18 protein-coding genes are annotated in these 21,314 nt (G+C 69.8%); 6 read left to right on the top strand and 12 right to left on the bottom strand.

Features of this window, described 5'->3' with window-relative positions; genetic code table 11:
* The first annotated feature begins 115 nt into the window (after nucleotides 1-115).
* Nucleotides 116-3,877 (top strand): proline dehydrogenase family protein, encoded by a 3,762-nt coding sequence (locus CCK91_RS18045; protein WP_086475213.1) that lies wholly within the window; start codon nucleotides 116-118, stop codon nucleotides 3,875-3,877.
* A 60-nt stretch (nucleotides 3,878-3,937) separates the two neighbouring features.
* On the opposite strand, the gene CCK91_RS18050 is transcribed toward CCK91_RS18045, so the two are convergent.
* Nucleotides 3,938-4,288, bottom strand: coding sequence for a GntR family transcriptional regulator (locus CCK91_RS18050; protein ID WP_086475214.1), 351 nt, complete (start codon nucleotides 4,286-4,288; stop codon nucleotides 3,938-3,940).
* 89 nt (nucleotides 4,289-4,377) lie between these two features.
* Nucleotides 4,378-4,815 (bottom strand): Lrp/AsnC family transcriptional regulator, encoded by a 438-nt coding sequence (locus tag CCK91_RS18055; protein WP_079706386.1) that lies wholly within the window; start codon nucleotides 4,813-4,815, stop codon nucleotides 4,378-4,380.
* Between the two features lie 162 nt (nucleotides 4,816-4,977).
* On the opposite strand from CCK91_RS18055, the gene ddaH reads away from it, so the two are divergent.
* From ddaH to CCK91_RS18070, 3 genes are all read left to right on the top strand, one after another.
* Complete coding sequence (gene ddaH, locus CCK91_RS18060; RefSeq protein WP_369821916.1) at nucleotides 4,978-5,859, top strand: dimethylargininase; 882 nt, start codon at nucleotides 4,978-4,980, stop codon at nucleotides 5,857-5,859.
* Between the two features lie 145 nt (nucleotides 5,860-6,004).
* Entirely contained in the window at nucleotides 6,005-6,238 is a 234-nt protein-coding gene (locus CCK91_RS18065) for a hypothetical protein (RefSeq protein WP_086475215.1), read from the top strand.
* A 114-nt stretch (nucleotides 6,239-6,352) separates the two neighbouring features.
* Complete coding sequence (locus tag CCK91_RS18070) at nucleotides 6,353-7,111, top strand: polyprenol monophosphomannose synthase (RefSeq protein ID WP_086475216.1); 759 nt, start codon at nucleotides 6,353-6,355, stop codon at nucleotides 7,109-7,111.
* 31 nt (nucleotides 7,112-7,142) lie between these two features.
* Here CCK91_RS18070 and CCK91_RS18075 read toward each other — a convergent pair whose 3' ends face one another.
* From CCK91_RS18075 to CCK91_RS18105, 7 genes are all read right to left on the bottom strand, one after another.
* Nucleotides 7,143-7,811 carry an NAD(P)-dependent oxidoreductase gene (locus CCK91_RS18075; RefSeq protein WP_159453469.1) on the bottom strand — a complete coding sequence of 223 codons (669 nt, stop codon included), beginning with the start codon at nucleotides 7,809-7,811 and terminating at the stop codon, nucleotides 7,143-7,145.
* 141 nt (nucleotides 7,812-7,952) lie between these two features.
* Entirely contained in the window at nucleotides 7,953-9,293 is a 1,341-nt protein-coding gene (locus CCK91_RS18080) for an alpha-hydroxy acid oxidase (protein ID WP_086475218.1), read from the bottom strand.
* Entirely contained in the window at nucleotides 9,286-10,113 is an 828-nt protein-coding gene (locus CCK91_RS18085) for a FadR/GntR family transcriptional regulator (protein ID WP_086475219.1), read from the bottom strand. The genes CCK91_RS18080 and CCK91_RS18085 overlap by 8 nt, the downstream gene beginning before the upstream one ends.
* Before the next feature lie 167 nt (nucleotides 10,114-10,280).
* Nucleotides 10,281-11,213: a 2-hydroxyacid dehydrogenase gene (locus CCK91_RS18090; protein WP_086475220.1), complete on the bottom strand. Its 933-nt coding sequence runs from the start codon at nucleotides 11,211-11,213 to the stop codon at nucleotides 10,281-10,283.
* Between the two features lie 9 nt (nucleotides 11,214-11,222).
* Complete coding sequence (locus CCK91_RS18095) at nucleotides 11,223-12,686, bottom strand: rhamnulokinase (protein WP_086475221.1); 1,464 nt, start codon at nucleotides 12,684-12,686, stop codon at nucleotides 11,223-11,225.
* On the bottom strand, nucleotides 12,683-14,722 hold the full coding sequence (locus CCK91_RS18100) for a bifunctional aldolase/short-chain dehydrogenase (RefSeq protein WP_086475222.1): 2,040 nt from the start codon (nucleotides 14,720-14,722) through the stop codon (nucleotides 12,683-12,685). Before CCK91_RS18100 ends, CCK91_RS18095 begins: the two co-directional genes overlap by 4 nt.
* Before the next feature lie 178 nt (nucleotides 14,723-14,900).
* Nucleotides 14,901-15,659 (bottom strand): DeoR/GlpR family DNA-binding transcription regulator, encoded by a 759-nt coding sequence (locus CCK91_RS18105; RefSeq protein ID WP_086475223.1) that lies wholly within the window; start codon nucleotides 15,657-15,659, stop codon nucleotides 14,901-14,903.
* Nucleotides 15,660-15,869: 210 nt separating this feature from the next.
* Here CCK91_RS18105 and CCK91_RS18110 point away from each other — a divergent pair, with 210 nt between their 5' ends.
* On the top strand, nucleotides 15,870-16,661 hold the full coding sequence (locus tag CCK91_RS18110) for an SDR family NAD(P)-dependent oxidoreductase (RefSeq protein WP_086475224.1): 792 nt from the start codon (nucleotides 15,870-15,872) through the stop codon (nucleotides 16,659-16,661).
* A 75-nt stretch (nucleotides 16,662-16,736) separates the two neighbouring features.
* On the opposite strand, the gene CCK91_RS18115 is transcribed toward CCK91_RS18110, so the two are convergent.
* Nucleotides 16,737-18,062: an MFS transporter gene (locus tag CCK91_RS18115; protein ID WP_086475225.1), complete on the bottom strand. Its 1,326-nt coding sequence runs from the start codon at nucleotides 18,060-18,062 to the stop codon at nucleotides 16,737-16,739.
* A gap of 153 nt (nucleotides 18,063-18,215) precedes the next feature.
* Nucleotides 18,216-18,806 (bottom strand): TetR/AcrR family transcriptional regulator, encoded by a 591-nt coding sequence (locus tag CCK91_RS18120; protein ID WP_086475350.1) that lies wholly within the window; start codon nucleotides 18,804-18,806, stop codon nucleotides 18,216-18,218.
* A gap of 148 nt (nucleotides 18,807-18,954) precedes the next feature.
* Here CCK91_RS18120 and CCK91_RS18125 point away from each other — a divergent pair, with 148 nt between their 5' ends.
* The gene (locus tag CCK91_RS18125) at nucleotides 18,955-19,788 is read left to right on the top strand and encodes an alpha/beta fold hydrolase (RefSeq protein ID WP_086475226.1); all 834 of its coding nucleotides are present in this window, start codon (nucleotides 18,955-18,957) and stop codon (nucleotides 19,786-19,788) included.
* Between the two features lie 298 nt (nucleotides 19,789-20,086).
* Here CCK91_RS18125 and rhaI read toward each other — a convergent pair whose 3' ends face one another.
* Complete coding sequence (rhaI, locus tag CCK91_RS18130) at nucleotides 20,087-21,253, bottom strand: L-rhamnose isomerase (RefSeq protein WP_207568258.1); 1,167 nt, start codon at nucleotides 21,251-21,253, stop codon at nucleotides 20,087-20,089.
* Nucleotides 21,254-21,314 lie beyond the last annotated feature (61 nt).

The raw sequence follows: 21,314 nt of genomic DNA on the forward strand, positions 1-21,314 counted from the left end.
AGTGGGGTGCTCAGGGACCGCGGAGTGGGGCGCTCGGCGATGGGGTGCTCAGCCGCCGGGCGTGTACTCGCGAGCCTCAGCTGGGATCGCCGGATCGGAGCATAGGCTGAGCAGCATGGCGAACGTTGCGAACGAGGGTCCCACCGAACCGGTCGGACTCGCGGATCGTGCGATCGCCCTCGCGTCGAAATGGGTCGACGAAGGGGCGGAAGCTCCGACCGATCCCGCCGCCGAGCGGCTCGCCGGGGTGTTGCGCGACCCCAACGGCCTCGAGTTCACCGTCGGCTTCGTCGACGGCGTCATGCGCCCGGAGGACCCCCTCGTCGCCGGGAACGCCCTCGCCGCCCTCGCCGGTCGGACGCCGCGATTCCTGCCCTGGTACGAGCAGGCCGCCGTCCGCACGGGCGGTCTGGTCGGTCCGGTCCTGCCCTGGGTCGTCGTCCCCGCCGCGCGCCGCGTCCTCCGGGGCATGGTCGGCCACCTCATCGTCGACAGCCGTCCTCGTGAGCTCGGCAACGCGATCGCGAAACTGCGCGCCGACGGTTCCCGACTCAACCTGAACCTCCTCGGGGAGGCCGTCCTCGGCGAGGGCGAGGCGGCGAAGCGGCTCGCCGGCACCCGCGAGCTCCTGCAGCGCCCCGACGTCGACTACGTGTCCATCAAGGTCTCGTCGATCGCCAGCCAGCTCTCCATGTGGTCGTTCGAGCAGGTCGTCGACCGCATCGTCCGACGCCTCGTGCCGCTCTACGAGGAGGGGCTCACGACCGGCACCTTCATCAACCTCGACATGGAGGAGTACCGCGACCTCGACCTCACGATCGCGGTCTTCACCCGACTCCTCGACCAGCCGCAGCTGCTGCAGTACCAGGCCGGCATCGTCATCCAGGCCTACCTGCCAGACGCCCTCGAGGCGATGATGCAGCTCACCGCCTGGTCGAAGCAGCGCGTGGCCGCCGGCGGTGCGCCCATCAAGGTGCGGCTCGTGAAGGGCGCGAACCTCGCGATGGAGCGGGTCGACGCGGCGATCCACGGCTGGCCGCTCGCGACGACCGGATCGAAGCGCGAGACCGACACCAACTACAAGCGCGTGCTCGACTGGGCGCTCACGCCCGCGCACACGGATGTCGTGCGGGTCGGGGTCGCCGGGCACAACCTCTTCGACATCGCCTACGCGTGGCTCCTCGCGGGCGACCGCGGTGTGCGTGAGCGGGTGGACTTCGAGATGCTGCTGGGGATGGCGACCGGTCAGGTCGAGGCCATCAAGCGGGACGTCGGGACGGTGCTGCTGTACACGCCCGTCGTGAACCCGAAGGAGTTCGACGTCGCGATCTCCTACCTCGTCCGCCGTCTGGAGGAGAACGCCAGCGAGGAGAACTTCATGTCGGCGGTGTTCGAGCTCGCCGAGAAGCCGACCCTGTTCGCGCGCGAGCGACGTCGGTTCCTCGCGTCGGTCGACGCCCTCGACGAGACCGCCGGGCAGGTGCCGACCCCCAACCGGACGCAGGACCGCGCCGCGGAGGCCCCGGAGGCACCGCTGCCCGACAACGATGGGGACGACCGCTTCCGCGATCCCGCGCAGGCGCCCGACGCGGGACTCACGCAGCAGGTCCTCGGGCTGGAACGCGGATCGAGCGGCGGCGAGGACCGCTTCCACGCCGACCCGTCCTCCGCGTACGTCGAGACGGCGGTCTTCTCCCGCTCGGAGCGTGGTGGTGTCGTCGACGGCGCCCCGGGCTTCGAGAACACCGCCGACACCGACCCCTCGCTCGCGGCGAACCGGGCGTGGGGAGCGTCGATCCTGGCACGCGTCCCGCAGTCGACCCTCGGTGGCGCCGCGGTCGCTGCCGCCGCCATCGACGACCCACGCGTCCTCGACCGCACGATCACGATGGTCCGCGCCGCCGGTGAGCGATGGGGTGCGCGCCCCGCCGCCGAACGGGCCGCCGTCCTGCATGCTGCAGCTCGGGTCCTCTCCTCCCGTCGGGCAGACCTCATCGAGGTCATGGCGAGCGAGACCGGCAAGACGATCGCCGAGGCCGATCCCGAGGTGAGCGAGGCCGTCGACTTCGCGCACTACTACGCGGCCAACGCGCCCCTGCTCGAGAGCGTGCACGGCGCGAGCTTCGTCCCCTCCGCGCTCACGGTCGTGACGCCACCCTGGAACTTCCCCGTCGCCATCCCGGCCGGAGGCGTCCTCGCGGCGCTCGCCGCCGGCAGCGGAGTGATCATCAAGCCCGCTCCACAGGCGAAGCGGTGCGCAGCCGTGGTCGTCGAGGCGCTCTGGGACGCCGGGGTGCCGCGCGATCTCCTCGTCCTCGCCGACGTGGAGGAGGGCGACCTCGGTCGTCGGCTCGTCTCCCACCCGTCCGTCGACCGGGTGATCCTGACCGGCTCCTTCGAGACGGCGCAGCTGTTCCGTGGGTGGCGTGCCGACCTGCCGCTGCTGGCGGAGACGAGCGGGAAGAACGCGATCATCGTCACGCCGAGCGCCGACCTCGATCTCGCCGTCGCCGACATCGTGAAGAGCGCCTTCGGGCACGCCGGGCAGAAGTGCTCGGCCGCGTCGCTCGTGATCCTCGTCGGCTCGGTGGCACGATCCGACCGCTTCCTGCGGCAGCTCGAGGACGCCGTCCGCTCGCTCCGGGTCGGCTGGCCGTCCGATGCGCGCACGCAGATGGGGCCGATCGTCGAGCCGGCGGGGGAGAAGCTCCTCGCCGGGCTGACGGAGCTGCGCCTCGGCGAGAAGTGGCTCGTCGAGCCGAAGCTGCTCGACGACTCGTCGGTCAACTTCGGCCGGCCGAGCGAGCGCCTCTGGTCGCCGGGGGTCCGCACCGGTGTCCAGCCCGGCTCGCCCTTCCACCTGACCGAGTACTTCGGACCGGTCCTCGGTGTCATGCAGGCCGCGAACCTCACCGAGGCGATCGCCCTGCAGAACGTGACCCCCTACGGACTGACCGCGGGCCTGCACACCCTCGACCCGGTCGATCTCGGGGAATGGCTCGACACCGTCGAGGCGGGCAACCTGTACGTCAACCGGGGCATCACCGGTGCGATCGTGCAGCGCCAGCCCTTCGGCGGGTGGAAGCGCTCGTCGGTCGGGACCGGCACGAAGGCCGGGGGCCCCAACTACCTGTTCGGGCTCGGCGAGTGGCGGCCGGATCCGGGATCGGCGAGCCGCAGCCTGCACCTCCGCGGGCTCGACACCCGCATCGTGAAGCTCATCGAGGCGGCCCAGCCGTCGCTCACCTACGAAGCCTTCGACGTACTGCGGCGGTCGGCGCTCAGCGACGCGATCGCGTGGGGGAACGAGTTCGGCGAGGTGAAGGACGTCTCGCAGCTCGGCGTGGAACGGAACCTCCTGCGCTACCGGCCCGTTCCGGTCGCGGTGCGCGTCGCGTCGGGGGCCGACCTGGGCGATGCACTGCGGGTCCTCATCGCCGCGGTGCGGTCGCGGTCGCGGTTCACCGTCAGTCTCGGCGGGCGGCTGCCGCGCGAGGTCCGTGACTGGTTGTCCGAGCTGAGCATCCCCGTCTCGCTCGAGACCGACGAGCAGTGGCTGACCCGGACGGCGGCCCGCGGGTCGATCGACACGGGCGAGCTCGGCCAGGAGCCACCGGTCGCGACCCGGGTGCGGATCGTCGGTCCGCGTCCCGAGACGGTCGCGGAGGCGGAACCCGGAACGGAGGCCTCCGAGCGTGAGCCGCTCGCGAAGCGCCTCGCAGAGGCGCTCGGCGGCGATCCCGAGATCGCGATCTGGGCGGGACCGGTCACGCAGGCCGGACGGGTGGAGCTGCTGCCGTTCCTGCGCGAGCAGGCGATCTCGATCACGGCGCACCGGTTCGGCAATCCCGATCCGTGGTCCCAGAGCGTCATCTGAGTCGGGCCGGTCTCGAAGTCCCTTCCCCGGTCCCTGAGCTTGTCGAAGGGCGAAACGACGTCAGGCGCGGAGCGCGGCCTCAACGAGCGCCACGGCGTCCTCCGGCGAGACGCCGAGGTCCCGGATGCGGTCCGCGTACGCCGCCGCTGCCAGCTGCGCCTGCCGGTCGATCGCGTCGCCGTGCGCTGACACGAACGTCCCAGCGCGCCCCCGGGTCTCGATGACCCCGTCGGTCTCGAGTAGCCGGTACGCCTTCGCGACGGTGTTCGGTGCGATCCCCAGCTCGTCGGCCAGCCCGCGCACCGTCGGAAGCTTCGCGCCGGTCGCCAGCCGTCCGTCGCGGACGGCCTCGACCACCTGCGTCCGCAGCTGCTCGAACACACTGGTCCCCGCCTGAATCGTCCACTCCATCCGCCCATCCTGCCCGCGAACGGTCACGAATGGCGACTTCGGACGAGCCGCACTGTGCGTTGGTGACAGTTCGCGGGCCGGGGGAGGGGTCAGTCGATGTGGCGGTGGATGAGGCGGGTGAGGACGATCGCGCTGCGGGTGTGGTCGACGTTGGGGGCGATCCGCACCTTCTCCAGGGCGTCCTCGAGGGCTGGGATGTTGCGGGCCCGCATGTGCACGATGGCGTCGGCGCTGCCGGTGACGGTGCCCGCGTCGACGACCTCCGGGACGCCTGACAGGATCCGCAGCAGCTCGTTGGGGGACACGGTGCCGCGGCAGAAGAGTTCGACGTAGGCTTCTGTCTGCATGCCGTCGACCGTGGGGTCGACCTGGATCGTGAACGACTGGATGACCCCGTCGGCGACGAGGCGGTCGACGCGTCGCTTCACCGCTGAGGCCGACAAGCCCACGACCGTGCCGATGTCGCCGTAGCCGGCGCGTGAGTTCTGTCGGAGCAGGTCGATGATGCCGCGGTCGAGGTTGTCCATGAGACTCAGTGTAAGCGCAATCATTGCGCGAAAAGCTGCCACTTCGCAGCATTCCTGCGCCATACTCCGTGAAAACGCTGCGAATCGCATGCAATGATGAACGTGGCGTGCCCCCGGGCCCCTGGACCTCGTCCGCCGACCCTCGCTCGTTTGGAGGCCGACGTGTCGTCGACGCTCAACCACCCCACCCCCACCACGCAGGACGCCACGACCGGCACCCGCGTCGCGAACCGTCGCCGGTACCTCATGTGCCGGCCGGACCGCTTCACCGTCAGCTACCGGATCAACCCCTGGATGAACCCGGACGACCCGACCGACACCTCGCTCGCGGTGTCGCAGTGGGAACAGCTGCACCAGGCCTACCTCGATCTCGGCCACCGGATCGACCTCATCGACCCGCTCGACGGCCTGCCGGACATGGTGTTCGCGGCGAACGGGGGCTTCACGCTCGACGGCATCGCCTACGGGGCGAAGTTCACCTACGAGGAGCGCATCCCCGAGGGGCCGGCCTACATGGAGTGGTTCGAGGCGAACGGCTTCCGCGTCGAGCGCCCCGAGTTCGTGAACGAGGGCGAGGGCGACATCATGCTCGTCGGCGACGCCATCCTCGCCGGGACCGGCTTCCGCACCGATCCCCGCAGCCACGACGAGGTGCGGCGCATCTTCGACCGCGAGGTCGTGACCCTCAACCTCGTGAACCCGAGCTTCTACCACCTCGACACCGCGATCGCCGTACTCGACCCGGTGGCTCCCGCAGACGGCTCGCCCGCGAACATCGCCTACCTGCCGACCGCGTTCGACGAGGCGAGCAACCGCATCCTCGAGCAGCGCTACCCCGACGCGATCCACGTGAGCACCGAGGACGCAGCCGTCCTCGGCCTCAACTCGATCTCGAACGGTCGCGAGGTCGTCATCGCCGCGCGGGCCGTCGGGTTCGAGCGTCAACTGCGCGAGCGCGGCTACACGCCGATCGGCGTCGACCTGTCCGAGCTGCTCCTCGGCGGTGGCGGCGTGAAGTGCTGCACGCTGGAGCTGCGCGGGTAACCCTTCGACGAGCTCAGGGACCGGCGTTGTGCGCTCTGAGAGGCCTGGTGCGGTCTCAGGCACCGGGGTCGGTGTCGAGGGGTTGCGGGTGCCAGTGGGGCGGCGTATACCTGCACTGACCGCTTGAACCTGAGGAAGGGCACCCATGGACGCCGGAGAACGACGTGACCACGAACGCGCCAACGCAGGGCGCTCCGGCACCCTGAGCGATGCGACGGGGTTCTGGGTCGTGATCGCCTTCGCCCTGTTCGCCGGCGGCATGTGGGCGTTCGGCGAGGCGTTCCGCACGGACGTCCTGCAGGCCGCCTGGTTCATGGGTGGCATCCTCATGATCGCGCTCGCCATCTTCATCCCAGCGCATTTCGCCAGCAACAACTGACCCCCAGCCGGACGTTCGCCGACCGTTTCCTGAGCGTCCGGCCGTCCAGTCGGAGGCCGCCGATACGGTCCTGTTCAGCGCGCTACGCTGGCTGAGCAGACACGAGGACGGCACATGGATTCCACGGTGGTCATCATTCCCACCTACAACGAACGCGAGAACCTGGAGAGGATCGTCGCGCGCGTCCGTGTCGCCGCTCCCTCCGTCCAGGTGCTCGTGGTCGACGACAACTCGCCCGACGGTACCGGAGCGATCGCCGACCGGCTCGCCGCCGAGGACGACGCGGTGCACGTGCTGCACCGCACCGGCAAGGAAGGGCTCGGCGCCGCGTACAAGGCCGGCTTCTCCTGGGCACTCGGGCGCGGATTCGGCAATGTGGTCGAGATGGACGCCGACGGATCCCATGCCCCCGAGCAGTTGCCGGCCCTCCTCGCGGCCACCGCGGACGCGGACGTCGTCCTCGGGTCGCGCTGGGTCCCGGGCGGCACCGTCGTCAACTGGCCCAAGCATCGCGAGGCCATCTCGCGGGTCGGCAGTGCCTACGCCCGGTTCGCGCTCCGGCTCCCCGCGCGGGACGTGACCGGCGGCTACCGCGTGTTCAGCGCTGACGCACTGCGTCGGCTGCAGCTCGACGAGGTCCACAGCCACGGCTACGGCTTCCAGGTCGACATGCTCTGGCACGCGAACCGCGCCGGCCTACGGATCGTCGAAGTGCCGATCACCTTCACCGAGCGGACGCTCGGGGCCTCCAAGATGACGAGCGGCATCGTCGTCGAGGCGATGCTCCGCGTCACCTGGTGGGGCGTCTGCGAACTGACGGACCGCATCATCGGGCGTCGTCCTGCAGCGTCACGGGCGGCCGCCGGCTCCTGAGTCGCGGGGGCGCCCGTCGGCGGGCGCGCCGTCAGCTGCGGCGCGGACCCGAGGAGATGACCGGGGCCGAGCCGATGAGGTCCTCGTCGTCGACCGCGTCGACGAGGAACGCGGCGACGTCGCAGCGAGGGATCCGGAGCGAGCTCGGCCAGCTTCCCGGCGGTGACGACACGACCGGGCGTCGGGCGTCGCTGGCCGAGAGCACGGTCGGGTGCACGATAGTCCAGTCGAGCTCCGAGCGGCGGAGGAACGCGTCCGCCTGCTCGTGATCGGCGTAGACGGTGCCGAGTCGGAGGAAGTGCGTCGCCCACCGCAGGCCGGCGGGGACGCTCCGGACCGACTCGCCGGCACCGAGTGCGGAGAGGAGGACGATTCTGCGGAGGCCACGCGACCGCATCGCGTCCGTCACGACCCGCACGGCGTTCGAGATGAGATCGGGAGGACTCACCTGGCGCGCCCACGGCCAGTCCGACGAGCCGATGTTGCTGAGGGCGATGATGACGGCCTGCGCGCCACGCATGGCCTCCTCGACGTCCTCGCTCCGCAGGGGAGACCCCTGGACCACCGTCAGCCGGTCGCCGGGGACGACGGCTGCGGGGTCGCGCACGAGGGCGGTGACCGAGTGGCCGCGGCGAAGAGCCTCGCCGATGATGAGTCGCCCGGTGCGGCCGCTCCCACCGATCACGAGGAGCTGTGCCACCGTCGCCTCCAGATCGTCGAACACCGGCCCGACGGCGCACGTGCTGCGACCGTCGGGACGGTTCCATCGTTCCCGACGGAGCGACGGAGGACATCGGGGACAACCCGTGGAGTGCGGCGGTGACCGCGTTCGGTCGGGCGGTCAGGCCTTCGCGGCCGCCGGCTTCCGGGCCGGAGCCTTCCGAGCCGCCGATGTCGCGGGCTTCGCGCCTGCCGGCCGACCGGCGCTGAGCGACGACTGCTCCGGCATCGGCTGCAGCGTCGTGAACCGCGACAGCTGGGTCACGTGGTGCGGCTGCAGCTCCTCGAGCGATGCGACACCCAGGAGCTTCATCGTGCGCACGATCTCGCCCGAGAGGATCTGGATCGCGCGGTCGACGCCCTCGCGCCCACCGGCCATGAGTCCGTACAGGTACGCGCGGCCGATGAAGGTGAAGCGCGCACCGAGCGCGACGGACGCCACGATGTCGGCGCCGTTCATGATGCCGGTGTCGAGGTGCACCTCGGCGTCCTTGCCCACCTCGCGCACGACGCTCGGCAGGAGGTGGAACGGGATCGGCGCGCGGTCGAGCTGGCGGCCGCCGTGGTTGGAGAGCTGGACGGCGTCCGCACCGAGGTCGACGGCGAGCTTCGCATCGGCGACCGACTGGACGCCCTTGACGATGAGCTTGCCCTTCCACTGCTCGCGGATGTACTTGACCTCGTCAGGACCGACGGTCGGGTCGAACATCGTGTCGATGAGCGCCGCGACGGTTCCCGACCAGCGGTCGAGGCTCGCGAAGGCCAACGGCTCCGTGGTGAGGAAGTTGATCCACCACGCCGGGCGGGGGAGCGCGTCGACGATGGTCTTCGGGGTGAGCGACGGCGGGATCGTCATGCCGTTGCGGACGTCGCGCAGGCGGGCGCCGCCGACGGGGGTGTCGACCGTCACGACGAGGGTGTCGTAGCCGGCCGCTGCCGCGCGGTCGACGAGCGCCATCGACCGTTCGCGCTCACTCCACATGTAGAGCTGGAACCAGTTGCGGCCACCGGGTGCCGCCGCCTTGACGTCCTCGATCGAGGTCGTGCCCATGGTCGACAGGGTGAAGGGGATGCCCGCGGCCGCTGCGGCGGAGGCTCCCGCGCGCTCGCCCTCGGTCTGCATCATGCGGGTGAAGCCGGTGGGAGCGATGCCGAAGGGGAACGCGACGCGCTCGCCGAGGACGTCCCAGCCGGTGTCGACGTTCGCGACGTTCTTCAGGACGGCCGGGTGGAACTCGATGTCCTGGAACGCCTGCCGTGCCCGGGCCAGCGAGATCTCGCCCTCGGCGGCGCCGTCGGTGTAGTCGAAGGGTGCCGTCGGCGTGACCTTCTTCGCGATCGTGCGCAGGTCGGCGATGGTGGTGGCGGCCGCGAGGCGTCGCCGGCGGGCGTTGAACTCCGGCTTCTTGAACTGCATGAGCGGCAGGAGGTCGTGGGGCTTGGGGATGCGGCGTTCAACCATGGTCTGTCTCTTCTTTCCGCGAACTGTCGCTTGAGGTGGGTGTCGAGGGGTGCGGACTGTCGTCTTCTGACAGTTCGCGAGCCTGGTAGTAGTTGGTGATGTGGGAGCGGACGGACTGGCGGGCCAGCTCGGCGTCGGCATTGCGGATCGCTTCCACGATGCCCCGGTGCTCGGCGCGCAGGCGGTCGGCGGTGGCTGACCACGACGCCAGTTGGGGGACACCGGCCAGGACGTAGCGCTCGATGGAGTCGCGGAGGCCCGACATCGTGGCGACGAGGACCTGGTTGCCCTCCGCCTCGGCGAGCGACAGGTGGAACTGCGCGTCGAGGGCGAGGAACTCGGCCTCCGTGAGGGTGGGCTGGTCCATCGCGTCGAGCAGGGACTCGGGGTGGGCGAGATCGGGGACGGCCGCTTCGGCACGTGATGCGAGGCTGTGGACGACCGCGGTCTCGATCACGAGCCTGGTGTCGACGACGTCCTGGACGGCGAAGCCCTGCGCGGCGACCTGGAGCCGCATGAGGGTGGCCATGCCGCCGGACGGCGTCGCGACGATGATCGCGCCGGCGGTGGGGCCGGATCCCGTGTGGGTGCGGATGAGGCCCAGGACCTCCAAGACGCGGATCGCCTCGCGGACACTGGACCGACCGACGCCGAGATCGATCGCGAGCTGTCGTTCGCCGGGCAGGCGGTCGCCGGGGGTGAGGACACCGCTGAGGAGGTCCGACTCGATGCGGGCGAGCACGACCTCCCAGGCCCGGGGCTCCGCTGCTGCGGTGGCGGGCGGCGTCGCCGGGGCCGCGGCCGTCGCTGGTGCGTTCATCGATCCTCCTTCGACACTGCGGTGTGGTCAGACCACAAACCCTACCTCTTGAACCGATTCAATGCGAGCCCCTTGTGAACTTTTCTCCGTCGCGGCACGTGCCCGCGCCCGTGGCCCGTGTCGCAGGGCGTGCCGCGAGCGCGGGCACGTGCCCGGGCGTCAGGAACTCAGGTGCGGAGGACGATGTTCTCCGGCTCCTCGTCGGCCAACAGATGTTCGATCTGTCGACGCAGGAGACGCGCCATCCGCGGCAGCATGGCGCTCGTCGCGCCTCCGATGTGCGGGGAGACGAGCACGTTCGGCAGGGACCAGAGCGGGTGGTCGGCGGGCAGCGGTTCGGGGTCCGTCACGTCGAGCGCCAGTCGGATGCGACCGCTCGTCGCGTGCTCCACGAGTGCGTCGGTGTCGGCGACGGGGCCGCGGGCGACGTTCACGACGAGGGCGTCGTCGGGCAGTGCCGCCAGGAAGTCGTCTCCGATCAAGCCGCGGGTGCCGTCGGTGAGTGGCACGACGACGATGACGATCTCGGCGTGTGGCAGGAGTCCGGGCAGTTCGTCGATGCCGTGGATCGGCCCTCGCTCGTCCTCCCGTGCGCTCGACGCCACCCGGGTGACCTCCACCTCGAACGGGAGCAGCCGCTCCTCGATGGCCGCGCCGACCCCGCCGTACCCGATGAGGAGCACGCGGCGGTCGGCGAGGCTCGGGCGCTGGCTCTGCAGCCACTCGCCCGTCCGCTCGGCGCGCACGAAGTCCGGGATGCCGCGCTGCGAGGCGAGGATGAGGCCGACCGTGAGCTCCGCCGTCGAGGCCTCGTGCACGGTCGCCGCGTTGGCGAGGGTGATGCCTGCGGGGAGGAGGTCCGCGAGGCCGTCATAACCGATCGACTGCACTTGGACGAGCTTCGGCGTCACCGCGGCGACGTTCGCGAGCGGCCTGTTCGAGCCGAGGTACACGGGCACGACGAGGTCGATGTGCTCGACCGGAGGTTCCGTGCGCAGATCCCATTCGACGAACTCGACGCCCTCGGGGAGGGGGCCCTGCGACAGCACCTCCTCGCGCAGGTCGGCGGGCAGGCTGACGATGAGTGGAGAAGCGGTCATGCTGCGACGCTACCGGCTGACGGACGTGGAGCCGGCAGGCTTGCGCGGCTCGTAGCGCGTCGGCTCGAAGGAACGGGCGACGAGGGCGCGCAGGGACTCGAGGTCGCCGTCGATGATCCCCACCGCCCTGGCCTGGACGAGGACGTTCCCCAACGCCGTCGCCTCGACCGGGCCGGCGATGACGGGGATCCCCGCTCGGTCGGCCGTCAGCTGGCACAGGAGCGTGTTCTGGGATCCGCCGCCGACGACGTGGATCGCCCGCACCTGGACCCCGGACAGCTCGGAGGCCGTGTGGACCGCATCCGCGAACGCCTGCGCCAGGCTCTCGATGATGCACCGGACGAACTCGGCACGGGACTGCGGGACGGCGCGCCCGTGCTCGATGAGGAACTCGGCGATGCGCGCCGGCAGGTCACCGGGGGCGAGGAACCGGGGGTCGTTCGCATCGAACACCGAGACGGGTGCGTCGACCGCGGCGGCCTGGGCGATGAGCCCGGGCAGGTCGATCGTCTCGCCGCCGCGCTCCCAGGTGCGCACCGACTCGCTCAGGAGCCAGAGTCCCATCACGTTGTGCAGGAAGCGGGTGCGTCCGTCGACGCCGCCCTCGTTCGTGAAGTTCGCCGCGCGGCTCGCCTCGGTGAGGACCGGCCGTTCGAGCTCGACCCCGACGAGTCCCCAGGTGCCGCACGAGATGTAGGCGGCATCCGGGGTCGTCATCGGGACGGCGACGACCGCTGAAGCCGTGTCGTGTGAACCGATGGCGGTGACGGGCGTGGACGCGGACAGGCCGACCTCGGCGGCGACCGCTTCGAGGAGCGTCCCGATCCGATCGCCCGGCTGGACGATCGGCGGGAGAACTGCCGCCGGGATGCCGAGTCGGGTGAGGAGTCCGGCGTCCCACCTGGTCGGTTCGCCGGCGTGGACGAGGCCGGTGGTCGACGCGTTGGTGGCCTCGGCGACACGGGCACCGGTCAGCCAGTGCGCGATGAGGTCGGGCATCAGGAGCGCGGTGTCGGCGACGTCGAGCATGCCGGCGTCGCGCTCGGTCGCGAGCTGGTAGACGGTGTTGAACGGCAGGAACTGCAGGCCGTTCACGCGGTAGAGGTCGGCGAAGGGGATCGTTCCGTGGACCGCCTCGACACCCGCCGCCGTCCGTTCGTCGCGGTAGTGGAACGGTGCGCCGAGGAGGCGCCCCTGCCGGAGCAGGCCGTAGTCGACCGCCCACGAGTCGATGCCGATGCTCGCGAGGTGCGGCTCCTGCTTCGCTGCGCCCGACAGCCCCGCGATGATCGAGCGGTACAGCTCGAGGATGTTCCAGTGCAGGCCGTCCGGCGTGCGGACGGGCGTGTTCGGGAACCGGGCGACCGGCACGAGGCGCAGCTCGCCGGGGCCGACGTGGCCGAGCATGACCCGCCCGCTCGTGGCCCCGAGGTCGACCGCCGCGACGGTGCCGCTCCGGCCTGCCGCGCTCATCGCAGGAAGGCTGCGGCCACACCCGCGTCGACGGGGATGTGCAGTCCGGTCGTGTGGCTGAAGTCGCTCGTGCAGATCGCGAAGACCGCGTTCGCGACGTTCTCGGGGACGACCTCGCGCTTGAGGATGGTGCGCTGCGCGTAGAACTTGCCGAGGTCCTGCTCGTCGATGCCGTACGTCTTCGCGCGGTTCGCACCCCAGCCCGAGGCGAAGATGCCGGAGCCGCGGACGACGCCGTCGGGGTTGATGCCGTTCACCTTCACACCGTACTCGCCGAGCTCCGCGGCGAGGAGGCGGACCTGGTGGGCCTGGTCGGCCTTCGTCGCGGAGTAGGCGATGTTGTTCGGGCCGGCGAACACGGAGTTCTTCGACGAGATGTAGACGATGTCGCCGCCGAGCTTCTGATCGATGAGCACGCGTGCGGCGGCCTTCGAGACGAGGAACGAGCCCTTCGCCATGACGTTGTGCTGGAGGTCCCAGTCGGCCTCGGTGGTCTCGAGGAGCGACTTCGACAGCGAGAGGCCCGCGTTGTTGACGACGAGGTCGAGCCCGCCGAAGGCGAGGACCGTCTCGTCGATCGCGGCCTGGACGGCGGCCTCGTTCGAGACGTCGGCGGCGATGCCGATCGCGACGTCCGTGGTGCCGAGCTCGGCAGCCGCAGCCTGCGCCTTCTCCAGCGAGAGGTCGGCGATCGCGACGACCGCGCCCTCCGCGACGAGACGCGTGGCGATGGCCTTGCCGATGCCGGATGCGGCACCGGTGACGAGCGCGATGCGGGTCGCGAGTGGCTTCGGCGCAGGCATCCGCTGCAGCTTCGCCTCCTCGAGCGCCCAGTACTCGATCGCGAACTTCTCGGCCTCGTCGATCGGCGCGTACGTGGAGAGTCCCTCGGCCCCGCGCATGACGTTGATGGCGTTGACGTAGAACTCCCCGGCGACGCGGGCGGTCTGCTTGTCCTTGCCGAAGCTGAACATGCCGACGCCCGGGACGAGGACGATGAGCGGGTCGGCACCGCGGATCGCCGGGCTGGCGGCCGTGGCGTGGCGGTCGTAGTAGGCCTGGTAGTCCTCGCGGTAGGCCTCGTGCAGGGTGCCGAGGCGCTCGATGACGTCCTCGATACTCGCCGTGGCGGGCAGGTCGACCGTGAGTGGCTTCACCTTGGTGCGGAGGAAGTGGTCGGGGCAGCTCGTGCCGAGCGCGGTGAGGCGCGGGTGCTCAGCCGAGGCCAGGAAGTCGAGGACCTCGGGACTGTCGGTGAAGTGGCCGACGACGGGGCGGTCGGCGGAGGCGAGCCCGCGGATGGTGGGCGCGAGGGCCGCCGCCTTCGCACGACGCTCGGCCTCGGGCAGGGCTGCGTAGCCGTCGAGCGCCGGACCGAAGGGCTCGGGGCGGGAGTTCGCCTCGATGTAGGCGGCCGCGGTGTCGATGATCCACAGCGAGTTCGCCTCGGCCTCTTCGGAGGTGTCTCCCCAGGCGGTGATGCCGTGCCCGCCGAGGATGGTGCCGATCGCCTGCGGGTTGTCGGCCTTGATGGCGGCGATGTCGAGGCCGAGCTGGAAGCCGGGGCGACGCCACGGGACCCACACGACCTTGTCGCCGAAGATCTTCGCGGTGAGTTCGGGGCCGTCGGACGCGGTCGCGATGGCGATGCCGGAGTCGGGGTGCAGGTGGTCGACGTGGGCCGCGTCGACGAGGCCGTGCATGGCGGTGTCGATCGATGGGGCCGCGCCACCCTTGCCGTGCAGGGTGTAGTCGAAGGCGGCGACCATCTCGTCCTCGCGGTCGAGGCCGGGGTAGACGTCCTGCAGGGCGCGCATGCGGTCGAGGCGGAGGACCGCGAGACCCTCGGGCTTCAGCGTGCCGAGGTCGCCGCCGGAGCCCTTGACCCAGAGGAGCTCGACCGGCTCGCCCGTGACGGGGTCGATCTCGGTGCCCTTGGCCGAAGTGTTGCCACCGGCGTAGTTGGTGTTCTTCGGGTCGCTCCCGAGGCGGTTGCTGCGGGCGATGAGCTCTGCAGCGGTTGGGTTCACGGACATTCGCACTCCTTCGTCGGGGCACGTCCATGCCCAGTGTTCGATCGTGTTAAGTATGACAAGAAGTCACAGATGTCGCAATGGCGGATGTCCCGATCTCAGGAGAGCCTCGGCGCGTTGCGGTCGTCGCGGAGCGACGTGCGCGGTGACTCCTGAGAACGGGACGTGTGGGGCCGGGTGCTCAGAGCAGTTCGACGGCGTCGCGGTAGGCGTCGAGCGCGGGGTCGGCGGGGTCGAGTTCCGTGACGAGGAGGTCGACGTCCGCGAGGGCGAAGCCGACCGCCATCGCGCGCTGCCCCAGCTTCGAGGATGCGGCGACGAGGATCGTCTCGTCCGAGGCTCGGGCGAACGCCTGCTTGACCTGCGCTTCTTCGAGGGTGACCTCCGAGCTGCCGACGGTCGGGTCGATGGCGGCTGCCGACAGGAAGAAGCGCCGGTAGAGCACCGATGACGCCGCCTGGCAGGCGATGGGACCGATGAAGCTGTCGGTGCGCGACTCGGCCTGGCCGCCGACGAGGATCGCGGTGACCTCGCGGTTCGCGCCGGCGAGGAGGAAGTTCGGGTAGGAGTTGGTCGCCACCGTGAGGGTCGACTCGCCGAGCAGTCGACTGATGCCGCCGGCCGTGCTGGAGGCGTCGATCGCGATCGCGCCGTCCGTCGGGATGAGTGACCGGAGCTTCTCGACGATCGCGCCCTTCTCGCGGACGCCCGTCGCGGACCGCTCGGTGAAGGTCCTCGGTCGCAGGGTCGGGATGGCGCCGCCCCGGACGCGCCGCACCAGGCCGAGCTGCTCCAGGTCGGCGAGGTCGCGTCGCACGGTCATCGAGGACACGTCGAGCTCTGTAGCCGCGTCGTCGAGGCGGATGGTGCCGTCGCGTTCGAGGATCGCCGTCAGTCGGGTCCGTCGTTCTTCGGCGCCGAGCGTGCCCGTCGTGGCCATGCCGCCCCCTGCTCATCAGTGTCGGACGTGTCCGTTCGTGTCCGTCTCAACAGGATGTCACAGCGGGGAGGGTGCCGAACGGTTCCCAACTCAGGAGCATCCCGGCGCGTCGCCGACATGACGCGGCGTGGCGTGCGCGGCGCGCCGCGAGCGTCCTGAGTTACGGACGAGCGGAGATATATGAGCATCTGGAGTTTCTAGAATGACGCCATGGAAACCACACACGAACCAGTCCTCGCCGGTCGCACGGCGATCATCACCGGAGGGGCCCGCGGGCTCGGGCTCGCGATGGCCACGGCGCTCGCCGAAGCCGGCGCTCAGATCGCCCTCCTGGACCGCTTGGAGACGGTGGCCGACGCCGCGTCGGTCCTCGATGCGCAGGTCTCGTCAGCGGTGATCGGGCTCCCGGTCGACGTCACCGACGAGGGGTCGGTGAACGCCGCGCTCGACCACGTCGCGGATACCCTCGGGACGCCCGACATCCTCGTCAACAGCGCCGGGATGACGCACGGTGCCCGCGCGATCGACACCGAGGTGGCCGATTGGGACCGGCTCTTCCGGGTGAACGTCACCGGGACCTTCCTCGTCTCCCGGCAGTTCGCGCGACGTTTCGTCGCCGACCGTCGCGACGCCGGCCACCTCGCGAGCATCGTGAACGTGTCCTCGATGTCAGCCTTCGCCGTGAACGTGCCGCAGACGCAGGCCGCGTACAACGCCTCGAAGGCCGCCGTCTCCATGCTCACGAGCAGTCTCGCGATCGAGTGGCTGCCGCTGGGGATCCGAGTCAACGCCATCGCGCCGGGCTACTTCGCGAGCGACATGACGCGCGACTTCGTCGCCGCCAATCCGGACATGGCCGAGGACTGGGTGTCGCGGATCCCGGCCGGCCGGATGGGTGAGCCGGACGAGCTCGGCGACCTCGTCGTCTACCTCGCCGGAGAGCGCTCCTCCTACGTCGTCGGGCAGAGCTTCCGGATCGACGGCGGGTACACGCTCATCTGACGGGCGATGACGACGACGGCCCGGAGCGCATCGGTGGATGCGCGCCGGGCCGCTGTCATGCTGGGCCGTCCTGGCTCAGTGCTGGGGCACCGTCGGGATACTCCGAGTCGTCTCCGCCTTCGCCAGGGCGTCCTGGTCGACCCGCATCAGGAACGTCACCGCGAACCCGACGAGGTAGGTGCAGGCGAGCGCGATGACGGTCGCCGTGGTGCCGAAGGACGTCCAGAGCAGGGTGACGAGCAGCGACCCGACGAACTGCGAGAGTCCGGCGGAGAGGTTGAGGAGTGCGACCGCGCCGCCACGGTGGTTCGGCTCGAGCGCCGGCATGAGCGCCGACAGTGGGACATAGGCCGCGACCGCGAACCCGAACATGACGACGGCGATCCCCGTGAGCCAGGGGTTCGGCCCGACGACGAGCGGGATGAAGTAGAGCAGGAGCGTGGACGCGAACATGCCGAGGCTCCCGAACCAGCGGACGGTGCGGATCCAGCCGATGCGGTCGCCGAGGATGCCCCAGAGGAGGTTCGTGAACACCGTCACGATGTACACGAGGCCCCACAGCTGCAGCCAGGTGCCCTGCTCGAAGCCGATGTCGCGGACGAAGACGATCGGCAGCATGACGATGAACCCGTAGAGCGAGATCTGGTTGATGACGCGCTGGAGCATGCCGTAGGCGAGCTGGACGTTCCGGAACGGCAGGGCGATCGTGGTCGCGAGGGTCTCGCCGAGGCCCCGGAGGGTGCGGGGCTCGGAGGTCTCCGGTCCCTTGCCGCGCACGAGGACGCCCGCGAGCACGCCGCCCACCGCGATGAAGGCGATCGCGCCCCACATCGTCTCGACGGCTCCGAACGCCGGGATGGTGAAGCTCGGCAGATATGACCCGAACACGCCGACGCCGACCGAGTACGAGCACCAGAACCAGCCCATCGCGGACGAGAGCTTGTCCTGCGGGGCGGCGTAGGAGATCCACACGACGAACCCGAAGACGAATAGCGGGTAGGCGACGGCACGGATGGCGTACATCACCATCATCATCGCGAAGTCGTGCTGCATGATGCCGAAGTACACGAAGCCGGCATGGAAGACGACCCACCCCGCGGCGGCGGCGATCATGATGCGCCGCGGTCCGAAGTACTCGGCCAGCACACCGGAGGCGAACGCGCCGATCGCGACGATCAGGCCGTACACGGTGAAGAGCGAGCCCACCTGGTCGGTGCTGAAGCCCTCGCTCGTCACGAGGAAGTCCGAGAGGAACGCCTGCTCGAGCCCGTCGCCGGTCATGAAGAAGGCGATCGCGACGTATCCCCAGAGCAGTGGACCGGAGAGGCCGAGGAAGGCCTTCGGTGGTCGGGAGCCGGGGGATCCGATGCTGGGTGCAGGTGTTCCGATTGGTGAGGACATGCTCTCTCTCCATTGAGGTGGGACGCGTCGACGGCGCGTGGAACCCGGGGGAGTTCTGAGCGGAAAATATATCAGAGCGTGGCCTGACCACATCCGCTCGCCCATTTCCGGGCGAGAGAGGTCCCGCTCGCCCATTTGTGGGCGAACGAATCCCTAGGAGGCGGCGTCGATGAGCGTCTCGGCGGCGCGACGAGCGTGCAGCGCCGCTTCGGGAGAGCCCGTGATGGCAGCGGTGGTCTGGGCGCCCTCGGCGAGGATCGCGAGCTGTGGGGCGAGTGATGCCGGCGCGCCGGCGTCGGCGACGAGGTCGGCGACGTAGTCCTGGAAGGACGCCTTGTGTTCGCGGGTGATGGTTGCGACCGCAGGCGAGACGCCCCCGAGCTCCCCGAAGGCGTTGATGAAGCCGCAGCCGCGGAACGAGTCGTCACTGAACCAGCCCGCCAGGTAGTCGTAGATCGCGAGGAGTCGGTCGCGGGGCGTCTCGGCGTCGTCCACGAGCGCGCTGACGCCGGTGGTCCAGAGCTCGTGTCGACGTTCCATGACCGCGAGGACAATGTCCTCCTTGCTCGGGAACTCCGAGTACAGGCGCTTCAACGACACGCCGGCCGCCGAGCGCAGTTCGTCCATGCCGACGGACTGGATGCCCTTCGCGTAGTACAGGCGGTCGGCGGCGTCGACGATGATGTCGCGCACGGAGGCCGGCGTCGCGGGTGTGCTTGCCGGGCTCGGCGACGCGATCGTCATCGTCTGTTCGCTGGTCATTCCACCAGTGTACTTGCGTTGAGAACGATCGTTCCCTATGCTGATGGACACCGAAGAGAACGATCGTTCTCAACTCGGGGCGTGGAATCGGGCGACGAGCCCGGACGCAGAAGACGAAAGGAATCGAACCATGTCGTTCATCACCGTCGGAACCGAGAACAGCACCTCCGTGGAGCTCTACGTCGAGGATCACGGCAGCGGCCAGCCCGTCGTCCTCATCCACGGCTACCCCCTCGACGGCTCGTCGTGGGAGAAGCAGACCGCGGCGCTCCTCGACGCCGGCTATCGCGTCATCACCTACGACCGCCGCGGCTTCGGCAAGTCCTCCAAGCCCACCGAAGGCTACGACTACGACACCTTCGCCGCGGACCTCAAGGCCGTCGTCGACGGGCTCGACCTCAACGACGCGGTCCTCGTCGGCTTCTCGATGGGCACCGGCGAGGTCGGCCGCTACCTCGGCACCTACGGCTCGGAGCGCATCGCGAAGGCCGTCTTCCTCGGATCGCTCGAGCCCTACCTGCTGCAGACCGATGACAACCCCACGGGCGTCCCGCAGGACGTGTTCGACGGGCTTCTCGCCGCCGTCACCGACGACCGCTACGCGTTCTTCACGAGCTTCTTCGAGAACTTCTTCAACACGGACGAGAACCTCGGTTCGCGCCTGAGCGAGGAGGCGCTGCGGGCCAACACGCAGCTCGCCTACAACGCGTCGCCGTACGCCTCGGTCGCGGCTCAGCCGACCTGGCTGACCGACTTCCGGGCCGACGTCGCGAAGATCGACGTCCCGTCGCTCATCGTGCACGGCACCGGCGACCGCGTCCTGCCGATCGACTCGACCGGTCGCGTGTTCGCCAAGGCGCTGCCCTCCGCCGAGTACGTCGAGATCGAGGGCGCGCCGCACGGCATGCTCTGGACCCACTACCGCGAGGTCAACGAGCAGCTGCTCGCCTTCCTCGCGAAGTAATCGGCACTTCGACGGGCTCAGTGACTGATATCCAGCCCCTGAGCCTGTCGAAGGGCGGGTGTGCTCGTGTGCACTTCGACAAGCTCAGTGACCGGGGCTGGCTCAGTGGCTGCTACCCCGGTCCCTGAGCCTGTCGAAGGGCGGGTGTGCTCGTGTGCACTTCGACAAGCTCAGTGACCGGAGCTGGCTCAGTGGCCGGGGCTGGCTCAGTGACCGGAGCTGGCTCAGTGACCGGGGCTGGCTCAGTGACCGGGTCGCCGGCGCTTTCTGAGCCTGTCGAGGGGCTCGGCCTTGCCGCTTACGCGCCCCAGCTCGCCTGGGTCCCGCCGACGCGCTCCTCGGCGATCTGCTGCTGGTAGCCCGAGGCCAGGTAGGCGCCGAACGGGTCGGCCGGCAGGCCGCGGCTCTCGCGCCAGGCGGCGAGCGGCCCTCGGACGTCGGTGTAGAACGCGTCCATGAGGATGCCGTTCGCGCCGAGGACGTCGCCGGCCTCCTGTGCCGTGGTCAGTGCATCGCGGTCGACGAGCAGTGCGCGCGCGGTCATCTCCTGCACGTTCAGCACCGAGCGGATCTGCCCGGGGATCTTGTCCTCCACGTTGTGGCACTGGTCGAGCATGAACGCGACCGGCGAGTCGTCGTCGAGGCCGCCGCCGCGGACGACCTCGTAGAGGATCCGGAACAGCTGGAACGGGTCGGCTGCACCCACGATGAGGTCGTCGTCGGCGTAGAAGCGCGAGTTGAAGTCGAACGAGCCGAGCTTGCCGAGGCGCAGGAGCTGGGCGACGATGAACTCGATGTTGGTGCCCGGCGCGTGGTGGCCGGTGTCGAGGCAGACGAGGGCCTGGTCGCCGAGCTGGGCCACCTGGGCGTAGGACGTTCCCCAGTCGGGGACGTCGGTGTGATAGAACGCCGGCTCGAAGAACTTGTACTCGAGCACGAGTCGCTGCTCCTCGCCGAGGCGGGCGTAGATCTGCTGGAGCGAGTCGGCCAGGCGGTCCTGCCGGCCGCGGATGTCCTGCTGGCCCGGGTAGTTGCTGCCGTCGGCGAGCCAGATCTTGAGGTCCTGCGAGCCGGTCGCGTGCATGACGTCGATACAGGCGAAGTGGTGGTCGATCGCCTTCTGACGGATCACCGGGTTGCTGTGCGTCAGGCTGCCGAACTTGTAGTCCTCGTCCTGGAAGGTGTTCGAGTTGATGGTGCCGAGCGCGACGCCGTGGTCCTCGGCGTAGGTGCGGAGGGCGCTGAAGTCGTCCACGAGGTCCCACGGGATGTGGAGTGCGACCTTCGGCGCGAGGGCGGTGAACTCGTGCACCTTGGCGGCGTCGGCGATCTTCTCTTCCGGCGTCCGGGGGGTGCCGGGCGTCGTGAACACCTTGAATCGGGTGCCGGAGTTGCCGAACGCCCAGGAGGGGAGTTCGATGGCCTGCTTCTCGAGCAGGGGGGTGATGGTGTCGAAACTGGTCATGGTCACTTCTCTGTGCGTGTTCCGGTGGTCTGGTGCGCGTTCACGGCGCTGGATGCAGCAT

Source organism: Plantibacter elymi (nom. nud.) (assembly GCF_900177795.1).
GTDB classification, from domain to species: Bacteria; Actinomycetota; Actinomycetes; order Actinomycetales; family Microbacteriaceae; genus Plantibacter; species Plantibacter elymi.

Bases quoted from the DNA above. Each gene is read 5' to 3' on its own strand.
- CCK91_RS18085 (WP_086475219.1), bottom strand. From the start codon at position 10,113: ATGAACGCACCAGCGACGGCCGCGGCCCCGGCGACGCCGCCCGCCACC.
- rhaI (WP_207568258.1), bottom strand. From the start codon at position 21,253: ATGACCAGTTTCGACACCATCACCCCCCTGCTCGAGAAGCAGGCCATC.
- CCK91_RS18050 (WP_086475214.1), bottom strand. From the start codon at position 4,288: ATGGAGTGGACGATTCAGGCGGGGACCAGTGTGTTCGAGCAGCTGCGG.
- CCK91_RS18045 (WP_086475213.1), top strand. From the start codon at position 116: ATGGCGAACGTTGCGAACGAGGGTCCCACCGAACCGGTCGGACTCGCG.
- CCK91_RS18055 (WP_079706386.1), bottom strand. From the start codon at position 4,815: ATGGACAACCTCGACCGCGGCATCATCGACCTGCTCCGACAGAACTCA.
- CCK91_RS18095 (WP_086475221.1), bottom strand. From the start codon at position 12,686: ATGAGCGCGGCAGGCCGGAGCGGCACCGTCGCGGCGGTCGACCTCGGG.
- CCK91_RS18125 (WP_086475226.1), top strand. From the start codon at position 18,955: ATGTCGTTCATCACCGTCGGAACCGAGAACAGCACCTCCGTGGAGCTC.
- CCK91_RS18070 (WP_086475216.1), top strand. From the start codon at position 6,353: ATGGATTCCACGGTGGTCATCATTCCCACCTACAACGAACGCGAGAAC.
- CCK91_RS18090 (WP_086475220.1), bottom strand. From the start codon at position 11,213: ATGACCGCTTCTCCACTCATCGTCAGCCTGCCCGCCGACCTGCGCGAG.
- CCK91_RS18080 (WP_086475218.1), bottom strand. From the start codon at position 9,293: ATGGTTGAACGCCGCATCCCCAAGCCCCACGACCTCCTGCCGCTCATG.
- CCK91_RS18115 (WP_086475225.1), bottom strand. From the start codon at position 18,062: ATGTCCTCACCAATCGGAACACCTGCACCCAGCATCGGATCCCCCGGC.
- CCK91_RS18065 (WP_086475215.1), top strand. From the start codon at position 6,005: ATGGACGCCGGAGAACGACGTGACCACGAACGCGCCAACGCAGGGCGC.
- CCK91_RS18110 (WP_086475224.1), top strand. From the start codon at position 15,870: ATGGAAACCACACACGAACCAGTCCTCGCCGGTCGCACGGCGATCATC.
- CCK91_RS18105 (WP_086475223.1), bottom strand. From the start codon at position 15,659: ATGGCCACGACGGGCACGCTCGGCGCCGAAGAACGACGGACCCGACTG.
- CCK91_RS18120 (WP_086475350.1), bottom strand. From the start codon at position 18,806: ATGACGATCGCGTCGCCGAGCCCGGCAAGCACACCCGCGACGCCGGCC.
- CCK91_RS18100 (WP_086475222.1), bottom strand. From the start codon at position 14,722: ATGTCCGTGAACCCAACCGCTGCAGAGCTCATCGCCCGCAGCAACCGC.